Origin of the sequence: Klebsiella sp. CN_Kp106, assembly GCF_040064575.1 — a bacterium.
Lineage (GTDB): Bacteria > Pseudomonadota > Gammaproteobacteria > Enterobacterales > Enterobacteriaceae > Klebsiella > Klebsiella michiganensis.
The window spans coordinates 81,466-94,763 of the sequence record NZ_JBEAIG010000046.1 but is presented as its reverse complement, the minus strand read 5'-3'; the positions used below and the strand labels follow the sequence as shown (position 1 = coordinate 94,763).

12 protein-coding genes are annotated in these 13,298 nt (G+C 58.8%); 8 read left to right on the top strand and 4 right to left on the bottom strand.

Features of this window, described 5'->3' with window-relative positions:
* Positions 1-11 precede the first annotated feature (11 nt).
* A complete protein-coding gene (gene yiiM / locus ABLU96_RS13365) occupies positions 12-686 on the bottom strand; it encodes a 6-hydroxyaminopurine reductase (protein ID WP_348862559.1) in 675 nt (224 codons plus the stop codon).
* A gap of 71 nt (positions 687-757) precedes the next feature.
* A complete protein-coding gene (gene sodA / locus ABLU96_RS13360) occupies positions 758-1,378 on the bottom strand; it encodes a superoxide dismutase [Mn] (protein ID WP_004127220.1) in 621 nt (206 codons plus the stop codon).
* A 291-nt stretch (positions 1,379-1,669) separates the two neighbouring features.
* Here sodA and rhaT point away from each other — a divergent pair, with 291 nt between their 5' ends.
* Entirely contained in the window at positions 1,670-2,704 is a 1,035-nt protein-coding gene (gene rhaT, locus ABLU96_RS13355; protein WP_004107493.1) for an L-rhamnose/proton symporter RhaT, read from the top strand.
* A gap of 5 nt (positions 2,705-2,709) precedes the next feature.
* Here the strand turns inward: rhaT and rhaR are convergent, their stop codons facing one another.
* Both rhaR and rhaS (ABLU96_RS13345) read right to left on the bottom strand, forming a co-directional pair.
* On the bottom strand, positions 2,710-3,558 hold the full coding sequence (gene rhaR, locus ABLU96_RS13350; RefSeq protein WP_004127212.1) for an HTH-type transcriptional activator RhaR: 849 nt from the start codon (positions 3,556-3,558) through the stop codon (positions 2,710-2,712).
* Positions 3,559-3,631: 73 nt separating this feature from the next.
* The gene (gene rhaS / locus ABLU96_RS13345; RefSeq protein WP_014227422.1) at positions 3,632-4,468 is read right to left on the bottom strand and encodes an HTH-type transcriptional activator RhaS; all 837 of its coding nucleotides are present in this window, start codon (positions 4,466-4,468) and stop codon (positions 3,632-3,634) included.
* 311 nt (positions 4,469-4,779) lie between these two features.
* Between rhaS (ABLU96_RS13345) and rhaB the strand changes: the two genes are divergently transcribed.
* The 7 genes from rhaB to ABLU96_RS13310 all read left to right on the top strand — a co-directional run bounded on the left by rhaB (position 4,780) and on the right by ABLU96_RS13310 (position 13,197).
* The gene (gene rhaB / locus ABLU96_RS13340; RefSeq protein WP_025106562.1) at positions 4,780-6,246 is read left to right on the top strand and encodes a rhamnulokinase; all 1,467 of its coding nucleotides are present in this window, start codon (positions 4,780-4,782) and stop codon (positions 6,244-6,246) included.
* Complete coding sequence (gene rhaA / locus ABLU96_RS13335) at positions 6,243-7,502, top strand: L-rhamnose isomerase (RefSeq protein WP_025106561.1); 1,260 nt, start codon at positions 6,243-6,245, stop codon at positions 7,500-7,502. Before rhaB ends, rhaA begins: the two co-directional genes overlap by 4 nt.
* Before the next feature lie 136 nt (positions 7,503-7,638).
* Positions 7,639-8,469: a rhamnulose-1-phosphate aldolase gene (gene rhaD / locus ABLU96_RS13330; protein WP_032719438.1), complete on the top strand. Its 831-nt coding sequence runs from the start codon at positions 7,639-7,641 to the stop codon at positions 8,467-8,469.
* Between the two features lie 81 nt (positions 8,470-8,550).
* Positions 8,551-9,537 carry a rhamnose ABC transporter substrate-binding protein gene (rhaS, locus tag ABLU96_RS13325; protein ID WP_004127197.1) on the top strand — a complete coding sequence of 329 codons (987 nt, stop codon included), beginning with the start codon at positions 8,551-8,553 and terminating at the stop codon, positions 9,535-9,537.
* Positions 9,538-9,680: 143 nt separating this feature from the next.
* Positions 9,681-11,192 carry a sugar ABC transporter ATP-binding protein gene (locus ABLU96_RS13320; protein ID WP_064406205.1) on the top strand — a complete coding sequence of 504 codons (1,512 nt, stop codon included), beginning with the start codon at positions 9,681-9,683 and terminating at the stop codon, positions 11,190-11,192.
* Positions 11,192-12,196, top strand: a complete 1,005-nt coding sequence (locus ABLU96_RS13315; protein WP_064406204.1) for an ABC transporter permease — start codon at positions 11,192-11,194, stop codon at positions 12,194-12,196. The genes ABLU96_RS13320 and ABLU96_RS13315 overlap by 1 nt, the downstream gene beginning before the upstream one ends.
* The gene (locus tag ABLU96_RS13310) at positions 12,193-13,197 is read left to right on the top strand and encodes an ABC transporter permease (RefSeq protein WP_004855968.1); all 1,005 of its coding nucleotides are present in this window, start codon (positions 12,193-12,195) and stop codon (positions 13,195-13,197) included. Before ABLU96_RS13315 ends, ABLU96_RS13310 begins: the two co-directional genes overlap by 4 nt.
* The last annotated feature ends 101 nt before the right edge of the window (positions 13,198-13,298 follow it).

Genomic DNA, 13,298 nt, shown 5'->3' with positions numbered 1-13,298 from the left:
GCACGGAAGCGCTATTTTCCCCACAATCTCCGCGAATTATTTTCGATCTTCCCGCTCAGGCGCCGTTTCTGCATGGTACGGCCCCAGCTCACCGACAGCCCCGCCGCGGAGAGCAGACGGTGGTACTGCTCATCATCAAACGGCATCTGCCAGGCGATGGCGCCCGCTTCGTGAACGCTCACGTCGCTGAGCCGGGAAACCAGCGCCAGCGGCGCATCGCTGGACACCTGCCCGCCCGCCACCACCCGATACAGCCAGCCGGTTTTGCCGCTGTTTTGCATAAGCTGCGCCATATCGCTGACGGCAAAGTGATAGTTGAGCTTGAAGCACGGCGATCGCGGCTGCGTGACCTGAATCAGCGCTTCTCCCCAGCGGAAGATATCGCCAATGTAGACGTTTTTTTCGGTCAGCCCTTCGGTCGAGAGATTTTCGCCAAACGCCGGGGCGCAGAAAAGATCCGCCTGCTGCGGAAGCTCACGGGCCCAGTGGGCGTAGTGCTCACGGGGATAGTGGCACAGCGCGCGGTCCGGCCCGCCGTGAATTTTCTTCTCCGCCTGCTCATCGCCCTCCAGCCCCAAATCGCCGAGGGTCAGTTCACCATCGACCTGAATTTTACCGATGGCGCTTGGACGGCTGCCGTCATAATCCCTTACCTTGCCCACAAAGACATTCACCGGATAGTGCATCGCTGCTCCTTTGCTGCGGATATAAAAAAAGCGAGTCATCAGACTCGCTTCTCGCTCAGCACAATGCAACCTTATTTTTTGGCGGCAAAACGCGCTGCGGCTTCGTCCCAGTTCACCACGTCCCAGAACGCTTTGATGTAGTCCGGGCGGCGGTTCTGGAATTTCAGGTAGTAAGCGTGTTCCCACACGTCCAGGCCAATAATCGGGAAGCCGGAAGCGCCGGAGATCGCTTCGCCCATCAGCGGGGAGTCCTGGTTAGCGGTAGAAACCACCGCCAGCTTGTCGCCTTTCAGCACCAGCCACGCCCAGCCGGAGCCGAAACGGGTCGCCGCCGCTTTTTCAAATTCCGCTTTGAAGTTGTCAACGGAACCGAAATCACGCTCGATAGCCGCTTTCAGGTCGCCCTGCAGGGTGGTACCGGTTTTCAGGCCTTTCCAGAACAGGCTGTGGTTAGCGTGGCCGCCTGCGTTGTTACGCAGCACGGTTTTTTTGTCTGCCGGCAGCTGATCCAGTTTGGTAATCAGCTCTTCTGCGGACAGGCTCGCGAATTCAGGCAGGCTTTCCAGCGCTGCGTTAGCGTTATTTACGTAGGTCTGGTGGTGTTTAGTGTGATGGATTTCCATCGTCTGCTTGTCAAAATGCGGTTCCAGGGCGTCATAAGCGTACGGCAGGGCAGGCAGTGTATAACTCATAATCATCTCCATTATTGTCGAGCGGCGGAAAGTGTTAATGCCGCGTAAGCAGTTGGTTCATTATAGTTAATTAAATGATATTGAAAACGCTTATCAATGCCGTATTTTTAATAAGGTTATAACAACGGGTAATAGATGTCGTTTTGTGATACAGAACAACTAATTAAGTTTTTGGTTGCCAGGTTCAGGCTTCGGGTGGCAACAGCTTAAAGGCGGAAAAACTGACCGATTTTTACACTCATCGGGTCGGAAGAAGATTTATCCGATAAAAAATAGATGAGGATAAAATCAATGAATCACGCGATTACGATGGGTATTTTTTGGCATTTGATAGGTGCGGCCAGTGCAGCCTGTTTCTATGCCCCGTTCAAGAAAGTTAAACATTGGTCCTGGGAAACCATGTGGTCTATCGGCGGTATTGTCTCCTGGCTGATCCTCCCCTGGGCCATCAGCGCCATGCTGCTGCCCGATTTCTGGGCCTATTACGGTTCTTTTAACGCCTCCACTCTGCTGCCCGTTTTCCTGTTCGGCGCCATGTGGGGTATCGGTAATATCAACTACGGCCTGACGATGCGTTACCTGGGGATGTCGATGGGGATCGGCATCGCCATTGGTATCACGCTGATTGTCGGCACGTTAATGACGCCGATTCTTAACGGTCAGTTTGATGTTCTTATTAACACTAAAGGCGGCCAGATGACGCTGCTCGGCGTGCTGGTCGCGGTGATTGGCGTGGGTATCGTCACCCGCGCAGGCCAGCTGAAAGAGCGCAAAATGGGCATCAAAGCCGAAGACTTCAACCTGAAAAAGGGGCTGCTGCTGGCGGTGATGTGCGGCATCTTCTCGGCCGGTATGTCGTTCGCCATGAACGCCGCCAAGCCGATGCATGAAGCCGCCGCCGCGCTCGGCGTTGATCCGCTCTACACCGCGCTGCCAAGCTATGTGGTGATCATGGGCGGCGGCGCGCTGGTCAACCTCGGCTTCTGCTTCATCCGTCTGGCAAAAGTAAAAAACCTGTCGATAAAAGCCGACTTCTCGCTGGCAAAACCGCTCATCATCAGCAATATCCTGCTTTCGGCGTTAGGCGGCCTGATGTGGTATCTGCAGTTCTTTTTCTACGCCTGGGGCCACGCCAGCATTCCGGCGCAGTACGACTACATGAGCTGGATGCTGCATATGAGCTTCTACGTGCTGTGCGGCGGCCTGGTGGGTCTGATACTGAAAGAGTGGAACAACGCCGGCCGTCGTCCGGTGGGCGTCCTCAGCCTCGGCTGCGTGGTGATTATTATCGCCGCCAATATCGTTGGTCTGGGAATGGCGAACTAGCGTCGTCAGGCGGCGGTGCGACTGCGCTGCCGCCACTGCCCCGGCGTCATGCCTATCTCGCGGTTAAACACCACCGAAAAGTAGTTGCTATCTTCAAACCCGCACTGCATCGCCACTTCACCAATCAGCCGTTCGGTATGCTGCAGCAGATACTGCGCGTGACAGATGCGCAGCTGGCGCAGGTAGTGGTTGATGGTCATCCCCGTCTGCTGACGAAACTGCTGGCGCAGCGCGCGTTCGCTGCACCCTTCGCGCTCGCAAAAACGGTCAAGAAAGAAAGGACGATTGAGGCTGCCCGCCAGCTCGGTGAGCAGCTTATCGAGCAGCGCTTCGCTTTGGGTTGCCGCCAGATTATCGGTGGCGTAGCGATAGCGCTGAAGAATAAGCGCCAGCTGCGCAAACAGCAGTTCGGCCATATTATTGGCCTGCGCATCGCTGCGGCTACTTTCATGCTCCAGCTGGGTAATCACCTGCCTGACCTGGGCCATGCCGCTGCTGCCAATCCGCCAGTGCGGAACCCACGGGGTGCCGAACAGGCCGGGAATGTGCGCCGCCCAGTCAAAGTTAAGCCGCAGCCGGTCCGGGCAATAAATGACGTTTTGCAGGACGAGATCGTTCACCGAGGCGTAGGAGTGTTTATCTTCCGCGCGGATATAGAACAGATCGCCGCGGGTAATGCGCCACGGACGATCGTTCAGGACATGCAGGCCGTTACCCCGCCACACCAGCACCAGTTCGCAGAACTCATGGGTGTGCTCGGCGAAGACGTTTTGCGGATAGCGATCCGCCACCGCCACCGCCTGAGCGGGAGAGGCAAAAAATTCATCTTTGCGAAGAATCAGCTGACCTGCCACGACATCAACTCCGGACGTGAATAACGTTTCATTATTCGCGTTTATGTCTGTCAAAACGTTGACTGCTCTCCCGTTACTGAAGAATGGCGTCGCGCCCCTGGCGAATATCGCGCGGAGACCAGTCAAACTCGCGGCGGAAAAGCGTCGAAAAGTGGTTACTGTCGCCGAATCCGCAGCGATAGGCGATATCGGTCACGCTATCATCGCTATGGCGCAGCAGATGGCGCGCTTTCATCAACCGCACCCGATTCAGATAGCGCTGCGGCGTCAGCCCGGTTTGCTGTTTTAACTGACGGTGCAGGGTTCGCAAGGAGAGCGAAAAGCGCGCCGCCACCTCTTCCCAGCAGATATCCTCGGCAAAATGGTCTTCCAGCCAGGCCATCAAATGGTTGAGCCGCGCGTCGTTGTTGGCGGCCCCTTCGGCGAGGCTGCTTTTACGCAGGTGCACCAGCAGCTGCATAAATAAAATCTCGCGGCTGGCGATGGCGTGCATATCCGCATCCGCGCCAACGTTCTCCATCTGCTCCACAATCTGGCGCACCTGCTGCAACGCATTCTGATTCACCCGCCAGTGCGAGAGGTAGTTCCCTTCCTGCTCCTGCGGCAACAGCGCGTTCAGGCCGGACAAAAAGCGAAACGCGTCCGGCGCGCGATAGAGCACGTTAGTCAGGCATAAATTATCCGTGTGCTCGTAGAGATGGCGATCGTGATCGCGGATAAAGCAGACCGAGCCGCCGCTGATGGTGTAGGGCTGGCCGTTGAAAACGTGAATCCCGGTGCCGTGCTCCACAATAACAATCTCATGAAAATCATGGTGATGCTCAGGAAAAGCGGATTGCGGGAGCCGCGGCTCAATGGCGACAGCTGAAACGCCGGACTTAAAGAAATCCACACTGTGCAACATAGTCATAGCCGCTCCTCGAGATGAGAAAAGTTATCAATCAGTGGAGCAAATAGTAATTAAGGGTCGGCGATCCGGCCTTCAATTTTTGACCGCAAAATTCGTAAAGCCTGCCGCTTTTTCAAGAAATGACGGGAAAGATCGGGAACTGCGGACAACATCACATCCCTCACCCCAGCGCGGAGAAAACGAAACTGTGACCTCCCTCACGGTCACCTTTGCTTTCTTGCCAGCGGCCAATTTTCCCTGTCAGTAACAAGAAGGTGAGCCCGACGCGACTTTTTTAGACTGTATGCAATGATTTTCACAAGGATCTTCCCATGAGTTATCGTCATTGTGTCGCCGTCGATTTAGGCGCCTCCAGCGGGCGGGTGATGCTCGCCGGTTATCAGCCCGGTCAGCAAACGCTGGCACTGCGTGAAATTCACCGTTTTACCAATAGCCTGCAAAAGGTGGATGGCTTCGACTGCTGGGATCTCGATAGCCTGGAAGGGGAAATTCGCCGCGGTCTGGAGAAGGTCTGCGAACAGGGCATCCTGATCGACAGCATCGGCATCGATACCTGGGGCGTGGATTATGTCCTGCTGGATAAAGCGGGTCAGCGCGTCGGCCTGCCGGTTTCCTATCGCGACTCCCGCACCCAGGGCCTGATGCGCCATGCCGAAGAGCAACTGGGCCGGGCGGAGATCTACCGCCGCAGCGGTATTCAGTTTCTGCCGTTTAATACCCTTTATCAGCTGCGCGCGCTGGTTGAACAGCAGCCGGAGCTGGTCAGCCAGGCCGCGCACGCGCTGCTGATCCCGGACTACTTTAGCTTCCGCCTGACCGGCAACATGAACTGGGAATACACCAACGCCACTACCACGCAGCTGGTCAACATCAACAGCGATAGCTGGGATGAAGATCTGCTGAACTGGAGCGGCGCGCCGCGCGACTGGTTCGGAACGCCGACCCATCCCGGCAACGTTATTGGCCACTGGATTTGCCCGCAGGGCAATAACATCCCGGTGGTCGCCGTCGCCAGCCACGATACCGCCAGCGCGGTTATCGCCTCGCCGCTGGCCAGCAAAAACGCCGCGTATCTCTCTTCCGGCACCTGGTCGCTGATGGGCTTTGAAAGCAAAACCCCCTGCACCAGCGATGCGGCGCTAAGGGCCAATATCACCAACGAAGGCGGTGCCGAAGGCCGCTATCGGGTGCTGAAAAATATTATGGGCCTGTGGCTGCTGCAGCGGGTGCTCAAGGAGCAAAACGTCGGCGACCTGCCGGCGCTGATCGCGCGTACCGCTGCGCTTCCGGCCTGCCGCTTCGTCATTGACTGCAACGATGACCGCTTTATCAACCCGGACAACATGAGCGCGGAAATCCAGGCCGCCTGCCGCGAAGCCGGGCAGCCGGTTCCCGATACCGACGCCGAGCTGGCGCGCTGTATTTTTGACAGCCTGGCGCTGCTCTACGCCCGGGTGCTCAACGAGCTGGCGGCGCTGCGCGGTCAGCCGTTCAGCCAGCTGCATATTGTCGGCGGCGGCTGCCAGAACGAACTGCTCAACCAGCTGTGCGCCGACGCCTGCGGCATCACCGTGACCGCCGGCCCGGTTGAGGCCTCCACCCTGGGCAATATCGGCATTCAGCTGATGACCCTGGACGAGCTGCACAACGTCGATGAATTCCGTCAGGTGGTGCGGCAAAACTACGCCCTCACCACCTTTACCCCCAATCCTGAAAGTGAAATTGCCCGCTTCGTCGCGCAGTTTCAGCCACAACAGACCAAGGAGCTTTGCGCATGACCACTCAACTTGAACAAGCCTGGGAAATTGCCAAACAGCGCTACGCCAGCGTCGGCGTGGACGTCGAGGAGGCCTTGCGCCAGCTGGATCGCCTGCCCGTTTCCATGCACTGCTGGCAGGGCGATGACGTCGTCGGTTTCGAAAACCCGGAAGGAAGCCTGACCGGCGGTATTCAGGCTACCGGCAACTACCCGGGTAAAGCGCGTAACGCCAGCGAGCTGCGCGCCGACCTTGAGCAGGCGCTGAGCCTGATCCCCGGGCCAAAACGCCTGAACCTGCACGCGCTCTATCTCGAATCCGACGCGCCGGTGCCGCGTAATGAAATTAAGCCGGAGCACTTTAAAAACTGGGTTGAGTGGGCGAAAGCCAACAAGCTGGGGCTCGATTTTAACCCCTCCTGCTTCTCGCATCCGCTAAGCGCTGACGGCTTTACGCTGTCGCACGCCAACGATGAAATCCGCCAGTTCTGGATCGATCACTGCAAGGCCAGCCGCCGTATTTCCGCTTACTTCGGCGAGCAGCTGGGCACGCCGTCGGTAATGAATATCTGGATCCCGGACGGCATGAAGGATATTACCGTTGACCGCTTCGCGCCGCGCCAGCGCCTGCTGAACGCGCTCGATGAAGTGATCAGCGAGAAACTCGACCCGGCGCACCACATTGATGCCGTCGAGAGCAAACTGTTCGGTATCGGCGCGGAAAGCTACACCGTCGGCTCCAATGAGTTCTATATGGGCTACGCCACCAGCCGCCAGACCGCCCTGTGCCTGGATGCCGGCCACTTCCACCCGACGGAGGTCATCTCCGACAAAATCTCCGCCGCCATGCTCTATATCCCGCGCCTGCTGCTGCACGTCAGCCGTCCGGTACGCTGGGACAGCGACCACGTGGTGCTGCTGGATGACGAAACCCAGGCCATCGCCAGCGAAATCATCCGTCACGATCTGTTCGACCGCGTGCATATCGGCCTCGATTTCTTCGACGCTTCGATTAACCGCATCGCGGCGTGGGTGATTGGCACGCGCAATATGAAGAAAGCGCTGCTGCGCGCCCTGCTGGAACCGACCGCCCAGCTGCGTCAGCTGGAAGTCGACGGCGACTACACCGCCCGTCTGGCGCTGCTGGAAGAGCAGAAGTGCCTGCCGTGGCAGGCCATCTGGGAGATGTACTGTCAGCGTCACGATACGCCGGCAGGCAGCCAGTGGCTGGATAACGTACGCGCTTATGAAAATGCGGTTCTGAGCCAGCGCGGGTAATGCCCGGACGTTCCCCGGGTCGCGGCCGGGCTACGAACTGGTAGCCCGGATAAGCCGTTTACGGCGCAATCCGGGGCTCGCACATATTCAGGGCGAGGGGCCAACCCCGCGCCGAATCAACAGGAAAGACAAGACTATGCAGACCATTATCGACGCCTGGTTCGTCCAGGGCATGATTAAAGCCACTTCCGACGCCTGGCTGAAAGGCTGGGACGAGCGCAACGGCGGCAACCTGACGCTGCGCCTCGACGAAGCGGATATCGAACCCTACGCGGCGGATTTCCACGCTAAACCGCGCTATATCGCCCTGAGCCAGCCGATGCCGACGCTGGCTAACCAGCCGTTTATCGTCACCGGTTCCGGTAAATTCTTCCGTAACGTCCAGCTCGACCCGGCGGCGAACCTCGGGGTGGTGAAAGTCGACAGCGACGGCGCGGGATACCATATTCTTTGGGGCCTGACCAACGATGCGGTGCCAACATCCGAGCTGCCGGCGCACTTCCTGTCGCACAGCGAGCGCATCCGGCTGACCAACGGTAAAGACCGGGTGATCATGCACTGCCACGCCACCAATCTGATCGCCCTGACCTACGTGCTGGAGAACAACAGCGATCTGTTTACCCGCAAGCTGTGGGAAGGGAGTACCGAATGCCTGGTGGTCTTCCCGGACGGCGTCGGCATCCTGCCGTGGATGGTGCCGGGCACCGACGAAATCGGCCAGGCCACCGCCGAGGCGATGCAGAAACATTCGCTGGTGCTGTGGCCGTTCCACGGCGTTTTCGGCAGCGGCCCCAATCTGGACGAAACCTTCGGCCTGATCGATACCGCTGAGAAATCCGCCGAGGTGCTGGTGAAAGTTTACTCAATGGGCGGGATGAAACAAACCATCACCCGCGAAGAGCTGGTCGCCCTTGGCAAACGCTTCAACGTTCAACCCCTGCAGTCCGCGTTAGACCTTTATCCATAACAACATCGCGCCCCGCTCACCGAGACGGGGCGAAAAAATCACCTGCAAACCCTACAAACTAACTCATGTGGAGTAAAAGCAATGAAAACAAACACAAGCTTGATCCTCACCGTTGCCATCCTGGCGTTGTCCGGTTCCGCTTTAGCCGAAGTCAAAATCGCCCTCGTGGCGAAATCATTGGGAAATGGATTCTTCGAAGCAGCGAACGTCGGCGCGCAGGAAGCGGCCAAAGAGTTAGGCGATGTCAAAGTGATCTATACCGGCCCGACCACCACCACCGCCGAAGCGCAGATCGAAGTGCTGAATGGTTTGATCGCCCAGGGGGTGGATGCGATCGCCATTTCCGCTAACGATCCCGACGCCGTGGTGCCGGTACTGAAAAAAGCGATGCAGCGCGGTATTAAGGTGGTCTCCTGGGACTCCGGCGTCGCGCCGGCGGGCCGCCAGATCCATCTTAATCCGTCCAATAACGCGCTGATTGGCGAAACCAACGTTAAGCTCGCCGCCGATGCGCTGAAGGCGCTGAACGTGGAAAAAGGCGATGTGGCGATTTTAAGCGCCACCCCAACCTCCACCAACCAGAACATCTGGATTGAGGAGATGAAAAAGGTGCTGCCGCAGTACCCGTCCGTCAATCTGGTGACCGTCGCCTACGGGGACGATCTGTCGGATAAAAGCTACCGCGAAGCGGTGGGCCTGCTGAAGTCATATCCTGACCTGAAAGTGATCGTTTCGCCTTCGTCGGTGGGGATCGTGGCCGCCGCGCAGGCGGTGAAAGATCAGGGCAAAATCGGCAAGGTCTACGTCACCGGGCTGGGGCTGCCGTCGGAAATGGCCGGGGCGATTAAGTCCGGTGCCAGCAAAAGCTTCGCCATCTGGAACCCGATTGACCTCGGCTACGCCGCCACGTATCTGGCCGACGATTTAGTCAAAGGCACGGCGACCAAAACCGAAGCCAATATGGGCAAGCTGGGCAAAGTGAAGCTGGACGCCGACGGTAGCGGCGCGATGGCCGAACCGTTCGTCTACGATGCGAGCAACATCGATAAGTTCTCGAAAATTTTCTAACCCTGTTTCCTCACTCCGGCCCTCTTCCAAAAGAGAGGGAGAAAGTCAGGCCCTCTGCGCACTGCTGCCAGCGAGCACTGAACGGTTCCCTCGCCCCTTTGGGGAGAGGGTTAGGGTGAGGGGTGATTTTACGGAGAACTATCATGTCAGCATCCACCCCACTGCTGTCGCTGAAGGGCATCACCAAGGTTTTTCCCGGTGTGCGCGCCCTTGAAAACGTACAGCTCGATCTCTGGCCCGGCAAAGTGACCGCTTTAATCGGCGAAAACGGCGCGGGGAAATCGACGCTGGTCAAAGTGATGACCGGCATTTATCAGCCCGAAGAGGGCGAGATTCTCTATAAAGCGATCCCTATCCAACTGCCGAACCCGGAGTCGGCGCATAAGGTCGGGATCACCGCGATTCATCAGGAAACCGTGCTGTTCGACGAACTCTCGGTCACCGAAAATATCTTCGTCGGCCAGTATCTGCATCGCGGCCTGCTGAAGAAGCTCGACTGGCCCGCCATGCACCGCAAAGCCAGCGAAATTCTCACCCGCCTCGAGGTACAGATTGACCCGCGCGCGACGCTGAAAACCCTCAGTATCGCCCAACGCCATATGGTCGCCATCGCCCGGGCGCTCTCCTTTGAAGCTCAGGTGGTGATCCTCGATGAGCCGACCGCCGCGCTCTCGCAGCATGAAATTCTGGAGTTCTATCAGATCGTTGAGCGCCTGAAGCAGGACGGCAAAGCGATCCTGTTTATTTCGCATAAGTTCGATGAGATTTTCGAGCTGGCGGACTACTACACCATTCTGCGCGACGGCGTGTACGTCAGCTCCGGTGCGATTAACGACATCACCGAAGAGCGGATGGTGGCGATGATGGTGGGCCGCGCGATTACCCAAACCTACCCGAAAGTCGATTGTATCCCAGGGGAAACGGTGCTGGAGGTGAAAGACCTCTGCCACCCCACCGAGTTCGCCCATATCAGCTTCAGCCTGCGCAAAGGGGAGATCCTTGGCTTTTACGGGCTGGTGGGCGCCGGGCGCACCGAGCTGATGCAGGCGCTCTCCGGAGTCTCGCATCCCTCTTCCGGCGATATCGTGCTGAAGGGAAAACCGATGCGCTTTCGCCAGCCGGCCGACGCGATCGGCGCCGGTATCGTCTGCGTGCCGGAAGAGCGGCAGAAGCAGGGAGCAATTATCGCCCTGCCGATCGCCCAGAACATCAGCCTGCCGCAGCTCAGCAAACTGAACCCCGGCGGCGTGCTTAACGACGCCCGCGAATGGCGGCTGGCGGACGAGTACGCCTCGCGCCTGCAGGTTAAGGCCTTTAGCTGGCGGCAGCCGGTGGAGACCCTTTCCGGCGGCAATCAGCAAAAAGTGGTGATCGGCAAATGGCTGGCGACCCATCCCGAGGTGATTATCCTCGACGAACCGACCAAAGGCATCGATATCGGCTCCAAAGCGGCGGTGCACCAGTTTATGTCCGAGCTGGTCAGCCAGGGGCTGGCGGTCATTATGGTCTCTTCGGAGCTGCCGGAAGTGATGGGCATGGCCGACCGGATTATCGTGATGCACGAAGGGCTGATGGTGGCCGAGTATCGCGCCGGTGAAGCGACGGCGGAAACCATCGTCAGCGCCGCCAGCGGCGCCGGTCGGGAGGCAGCGTAATGGGTAAACAGTTGCTTAAACACCGCGAAGCGTTGCTGGCGGCGGTGATCGTTTTGCTGATCGGCGCTATCGGCAGCCGGGCGCCGTCGTTCGTCTCGCCGGTCAATCTGGTGGAGATGTTTAACGACACCGCCATTCTGATCGTCCTCGCCCTCGGCCAGATGATGGTACTGCTCACCAAAGGCATCGATCTGTCGATGGCCGCCAATCTGGCGCTGACCGGGATGATCGTCGCGCTGCTCAACGCCCACTATCCGGGTATCCCGGTGGCGGCGCTGCTGGCGCTGGCGACCCTGCTTGGCCTGCTGATGGGGATGATTAACGGCCTGCTGGTCTGGCGGCTCGGCATTCCGGCCATCGTGGTCACGCTGGGCACCATGAGTATTTATCGCGGGATTATCTTCCTGCTTTCCGACGGCGGCTGGGTTAACTCGCACCAGATGAGCGCCGATTTTCTCGGCCTGCCGCGCGCCTCGCTGCTGGGGCTGCCGCTGCTGAGCTGGTGCGCCATCGCCGCGCTGCTGCTGGTGGGCTATTTCCTCCGCTACAGCCGCACCGGCCGGGCCTTGTACACCGCGGGCGGCAACGCGACGGCGGCGTACTACACCGGGATTAACGCCGGGAAAATGCAGTTTGTCAGCTTCTGCCTCTCCGGCGCGCTGGCCGGGTTCTGCGGCTATCTGTGGATCTCGCGCTTCGCCGTCGCCTATGTCGATGTCGCCAACGGTTTTGAACTGCAGGTGGTCGCCGCCTGCGTCATCGGCGGCATCAGCACCATGGGCGGAACCGGTCGCGTGCTCGGCTGCCTGTGCGGCGCGCTGTTCCTCGGCGTTATCAATAACGCGCTGCCGGTGATTGGCATTTCGCCGTTCTGGCAAATGGCCATTTCCGGCGCGGTGATCGTCATTGCGGTGCTGCTTAACGAACGCGGTAATAAAGGTAGCGGACGATTAATCCTGCGCAACGCGGCGCTGGCGCGGCAGAAACAGGCGGTGAAATCATGAGCAAAATAATGATGTCTGAAGAGATGAAAAGCGCCCCGGCCGCGCCGTCGCCGCTGCGCCGCTTGCTGTGCTGGGAAGGGTTTCTGCTGGCGGTAACCCTGGCGGTATTCGTGGTTAACGCCCTGGCGTCACCCTACTTCCTTAATATCTGGAACCTGTCGGACGCCACGTTTAACTTTACCGAAAAAGCGATCATCGTGCTGCCGATGGCGATGCTGATTATCGCCAGAGAGATCGACCTTTCGGTAGCCTCGACGATGGCGCTGAGCTCAACGGCGATGGGCTTCTGCGCGGCGGCGGGTATGGATACGCCGCTGCTGGTGGCCGTCGGGCTGGGCGTTGGGCTGCTGTGCGGCCTGTTCAACGGTATCCTGGTGACGCGCTTTAACCTGTCGTCGATTGTGATCACCATCGGCACCATGAGCCTGTATCGCGGAATAACCTACATTCTGCTGGGCGACAAGGCGCTCAATCACTACCCGGACAGCTTCGCCTGGTTCGGCCAGGGCTACGTGTGGGGGGCGCTCTCTTTTGAGTTCGCGCTGTTTATCCTCCTCGCCGCCGCCTTTACCTTCCTGCTGCATAAAACCAACTTTGGTCGCCGGACCTACGCCATCGGCAATAACCCGACCGGAGCCTGGTTCTCCGGAATCAACGTCAAGCGCCACAATCTGGTGCTGTTCGCGCTGGTCGGGCTGATGGCCGGGCTGGCGGCGGTCCTGCTGACCTCGAGGCTCGGCAGCACCCGCCCGACGCTGGCGATGGGCTGGGAGCTGGCGGTCGTCACGATGGCGGTGCTCGGCGGCGTCAATATTCTCGGCGGCTCCGGCAGCATGGTGGGGGTGATTATCGCCGCCTTCCTGATGGGGCTGGTGACGTTTGGCCTGAGCCTACTCAACGTGCCGGGGATCGTGATGTCGATCATTATCGGCGCGATGCTGATCGTGGTGATCTCGCTGCCGATTATTACCCGGCGGATGATGCAGCGAAGACGAATTTAATTTCCCCTTCACCCTAATCTGACCGGTACGTGTAGCCCGGGTAAGGCGCCAGCCGCGACCCGGGGGCGGGTGAAGGGAAACGGATTACCCAAAATCAACAT

What these genes read in the sequence shown, in the direction of transcription:
- yiiM (WP_348862559.1), bottom strand. Translation starts at nt 686, where the DNA reads ATGCACTATCCGGTGAATGTCTTTGTGGGCAAGGTAAGGGATTATGAC.
- sodA (WP_004127220.1), bottom strand. Translation starts at nt 1,378, where the DNA reads ATGAGTTATACACTGCCTGCCCTGCCGTACGCTTATGACGCCCTGGAA.
- rhaT (WP_004107493.1), top strand. Translation starts at nt 1,670, where the DNA reads ATGAATCACGCGATTACGATGGGTATTTTTTGGCATTTGATAGGTGCG.
- rhaS (WP_014227422.1), bottom strand. Translation starts at nt 4,468, where the DNA reads ATGACTATGTTGCACAGTGTGGATTTCTTTAAGTCCGGCGTTTCAGCT.
- rhaB (WP_025106562.1), top strand. Translation starts at nt 4,780, where the DNA reads ATGAGTTATCGTCATTGTGTCGCCGTCGATTTAGGCGCCTCCAGCGGG.
- rhaA (WP_025106561.1), top strand. Translation starts at nt 6,243, where the DNA reads ATGACCACTCAACTTGAACAAGCCTGGGAAATTGCCAAACAGCGCTAC.
- rhaD (WP_032719438.1), top strand. Translation starts at nt 7,639, where the DNA reads ATGCAGACCATTATCGACGCCTGGTTCGTCCAGGGCATGATTAAAGCC.
- rhaS (WP_004127197.1), top strand. Translation starts at nt 8,551, where the DNA reads ATGAAAACAAACACAAGCTTGATCCTCACCGTTGCCATCCTGGCGTTG.
- ABLU96_RS13320 (WP_064406205.1), top strand. Translation starts at nt 9,681, where the DNA reads ATGTCAGCATCCACCCCACTGCTGTCGCTGAAGGGCATCACCAAGGTT.
- ABLU96_RS13315 (WP_064406204.1), top strand. Translation starts at nt 11,192, where the DNA reads ATGGGTAAACAGTTGCTTAAACACCGCGAAGCGTTGCTGGCGGCGGTG.
- ABLU96_RS13310 (WP_004855968.1), top strand. Translation starts at nt 12,193, where the DNA reads ATGAGCAAAATAATGATGTCTGAAGAGATGAAAAGCGCCCCGGCCGCG.